Genomic DNA, 3149 nt, shown 5'->3' with positions numbered 1-3149 from the left:
GGGCGTCGAACCGGGCTGGGTCGCCGCAGCCGGGGCCGCGGTGCTGGCGGTGCGGGCGCTGGTGCGGCGCGAGACCGGGCCGCTGCGCCTGGTCGCCGCGGCCTCCCCCGGGTTCTGCCTGTTCGTGCTGGCCCTGGGCGTGGTCGTCGCCGGGATCGGTGCGCAGGGGCTGTCGGGCTGGATCGGTGCGCTGCTGCCCGCCACCCCGGACCTGACCGGGCTGCTGGTCACCGCGGCCGTCGCGGCGGTGCTGGCGAACGTGGTGAACAACCTGCCCGCGACGCTGGTGCTGCTCACCGCACTCGGCCCGGCCGCGCACCCCGGCCTGGTGCTGGCGATGCTGCTGGGCGTCAACATCGGGCCGAACCTGACCTACGCCGGGTCGCTCGCGACGCTGCTGTGGCGGCGTATCGCCACCGGTTACGGCGACCCGCCGCAGCTCGGCACGTTCCTGCGCCTGGGGGTGCTCACCGTCCCGCTGGGCCTGCTCGCCGCGACGACCGCGCTCTGGGCCGGGCTCGCGGTGCTTCCCCGGTAGCGGCACGGCCCGGACGGCACGACGGCCCCACCCGGAAGGGGCGGGGCCGGTCGCGGACGGTGGGCAGGGATCAGAACTCGTGGGCCATGTCGTGGCCGAGGTCGGTGTCCGGGTCCATCTCGCGGGCCGGGACACCCATCGGGCGTGAGCTGCCGCGCCGCTGCTGGGGCAGCCGCGCGATCACCTTCATCTCGTGTGCCAGGTCGTAGCCGTAGTCGTGCTCGTGGATCTGCGACATCGCTGTCCTCACCGTCTCCCTGTTCCCCGCCGACACCGAGACTGTCGTTCACGCTCCGTAGGTTGACCACCCCGTACGGTGCACACGAAGCATCGCTCAGGTGAGGAAGGGGGACAACTGTCCGGAGTCGACACCGCCCGAACGGGGCAGGACGGTATCGATCCAGCAGGCGGTGACGGGCCGGTGACTACCGGAGGTCGTCCAGGTAGGACGTCTCGTTGACCAGACGCACCGAGGCGCCCCCGTCGGGGTAGAAGTCGGCGATGTTGAGGCAGGCCAGGTCCAGGTGCATGCGGTAGAGCACCTCGTCGCCGGCGCCGAGCGCGGTGCGCAGCAGCATCTTGATCGGCGTGACGTGGCTGACCAGGACCACCGTCCGACCGGCGAACTCCTCGACGATCCGGGCCCGCTCGGCCTCGACCCGCTCCCCCACCGCGCGGAAGCTCTCGCCGCCCGGCGGTTCGACGTCGGCGGATCCGAGCCAGCGGCCGTGCAGCTCGGGGTCGCGCTCGCGGGCCTCGGTGAAGGTGAGACCCTCCCAGCCACCGAAGTCGGTCTCGATCAGGCGGTCGCGGACCTCGAGGTCGGCCCCGGTCGTCTCGGCGACGGCGGCCGCGGTCTGGCGGGCCCGGCGCAGCGGCGAGGACAGCACCACGGCCGGTTCGACGCCCTGGCCCGACAGCCGGGTCGCCAGCGCGCGGGCCGCGGCGGCGGCCTGCTTCTGGCCCAGCTCGGTCAGCTCGGGATCGCCGTGGCCGGAGTAGCGGCGCTCGACCGACAGCTCGGTCTGGCCGTGGCGCAGCAGGATCAGCCGCGTCGGGGAGCCCGTCTGCCCGGTCCACGCGGCCGCGGCGGCCGCGGAGTCCGTCGACGCGGTCGCGTTCGCGGGCGGCTTCGGCGCCGGTCCCACCGCGCCGGACGGGTCCAGGCTGGGGTTCGACTCCCCGTCCATCGCCCGGTTGGCGAGCGCGTCGGCGCGGGCGTTGTCCTTGCGCGGGATCCACACGAAGGTGACCGCGTCGAAGCCCGCGGCCAGCTCGCGGGCGGTGTCGGCGAGCTCCTGCAGCGGCGGGTGCTTGATCTTCCAGCGCCCGCTCATCTGCTCGACGACGAGCTTGGAGTCCATCCGCGCCTCGACCTCGGTGGCCCCCAGGTCGCGGGCGGCCCTCAGCCCGGCGATCAGGCCGCGGTACTCGGCGACGTTGTTGGTGGTGGTCCCGAGGCCGTCGTAGACCTCACCGAGCACCTGGCGTGCGCCGGCGTCGAGCACGACCGCGCCGTAGCCGGCGGGCCCGGGGTTGCCGCGGGAGCCGCCGTCCGCCTCGACGACCAGCCTCACCTGCCACGCACCAGGATCGCGCCGCACTCCTCGCAGTGGACGACCTCGTCGGCGGCCGCCGTGCGGACCTGCCCGAGGAAGGTCCGGTCGAGCTCGAGCCGGCACGCGCCGCAGCGGGACTCGCGCAGCTGTCCGGCCGCGACCCGGCCGCCGGCGCGGATGCGCTCGTAGTCGGCGAGCAGGTCCGCGGGCAACGCGGCGACGACCTCGGTGCGGGCGCGGTCGCGCCCGGCGCGGGTGGCGTCGATGTCGCCCTCGGCGGACTCGCGCTTCGCGGTCACCTCGCCGAGGGCGGTCTCGGCCTCGGCCAGCTCGCCGCGGGCGTGGTCGAGCTCGATCCCGACGGCCTCGCGCTCCTCCATGATCCCCAGCTGCTCGTCCTCCAGGACGCCCTGGCGGCGGGCGAGGGTGTCGAGTTCGTGCTGCAGCTCGGTGGCCTGCTTCGCGGAGATGCCCGAGCCGGCGAGCAGGGTGTGGTCGCGCTCGGTGCGGGCCCGGACACCGTCGATGTCGCGTTCGAGCCGGGCGATGTCGCGGTCGAGGTCACCGGCGCGGGTCTCGGCGCGGACCAGGGCGTCGCGCGCCGCACGGACCCGCTGCTCGGCCTCGTCCAGCTGCGCGAGTTCGGGCAGCGTCGAGCGCCGGTGGGTGAGCCGGCCGATCTCGGCGTCCACCTCGGCCAGCGTCACCAGCTTCGCCTGCGCGGTGGGATCGGCCTTCATGCACTCGCCTCCGGTTGTCCTGCTGTCGTGTCGGATCCGCTGCTCGGGGCGGCGGTGGTCCAGGGGTCGGTACGGGCCCGCGAGACCGCGACCGAGACGCTACCTGCGAGGGCCTCGGCCACGACCCCGGCCGCCTGCCCGCACCACGGCCACTCCGAGGCCCAGTGGGCGACGTCGACCAGCGCGGGGGTCGGGCCGCCGGGGCCGGTCCCGGCGAGCGCGTGCTCGGACGCGGGGTGGTGGCGCAGGTCGGCGGTGACGAACGCGTCGACGCCGGCCCGGGCGGCCGAGTCCAGGGCCGAGTCCCCGGCG

General features: G+C 75.1%; 5 protein-coding genes. 1 reads left to right on the top strand and 4 read right to left on the bottom strand.

The window, feature by feature from the left end; translation table 11 throughout:
- Positions 1–538, top strand: a 538-nt coding sequence (locus GTW08_RS01435; protein ID WP_275938964.1) for an ArsB/NhaD family transporter, incomplete at its 5' end; no start/stop codon positions are given.
- Between the two features lie 70 nt (positions 539–608).
- Here the strand turns inward: GTW08_RS01435 and GTW08_RS01430 are convergent.
- From GTW08_RS01430 to GTW08_RS01415, 4 genes are all read right to left on the bottom strand, one after another.
- Entirely contained in the window at positions 609–776 is a 168-nt protein-coding gene (locus GTW08_RS01430) for a hypothetical protein (protein ID WP_020622575.1), read from the bottom strand.
- Positions 777–963: 187 nt separating this feature from the next.
- Complete coding sequence (locus GTW08_RS01425; RefSeq protein ID WP_202416250.1) at positions 964–2109, bottom strand: bifunctional RNase H/acid phosphatase; 1146 nt, start codon at positions 2107–2109, stop codon at positions 964–966.
- Positions 2110–2111: 2 nt separating this feature from the next.
- Positions 2112–2837 carry a zinc ribbon domain-containing protein gene (locus GTW08_RS01420; RefSeq protein WP_073577069.1) on the bottom strand — a complete coding sequence of 242 codons (726 nt, stop codon included), beginning with the start codon at positions 2835–2837 and terminating at the stop codon, positions 2112–2114.
- The coding region (locus GTW08_RS01415) for a Nif3-like dinuclear metal center hexameric protein (RefSeq protein WP_161151281.1) at positions 2834–3149 on the bottom strand (316 nt) is incomplete at its 5' end. The genes GTW08_RS01415 and GTW08_RS01420, both read right to left, overlap by 4 nt.

Source organism: Pseudonocardia sp. SID8383, assembly GCF_009864975.1.
GTDB lineage: Bacteria > Actinomycetota > Actinomycetes > Mycobacteriales > Pseudonocardiaceae > Pseudonocardia > Pseudonocardia alni.
This window is presented reverse-complemented; position numbering and strand designations above follow the sequence as displayed.

What these genes read in the sequence shown, in the direction of transcription:
- GTW08_RS01430 (WP_020622575.1), bottom strand. Translation starts at nt 776, where the DNA reads ATGTCGCAGATCCACGAGCACGACTACGGCTACGACCTGGCACACGAG.
- GTW08_RS01420 (WP_073577069.1), bottom strand. Translation starts at nt 2,837, where the DNA reads ATGAAGGCCGATCCCACCGCGCAGGCGAAGCTGGTGACGCTGGCCGAG.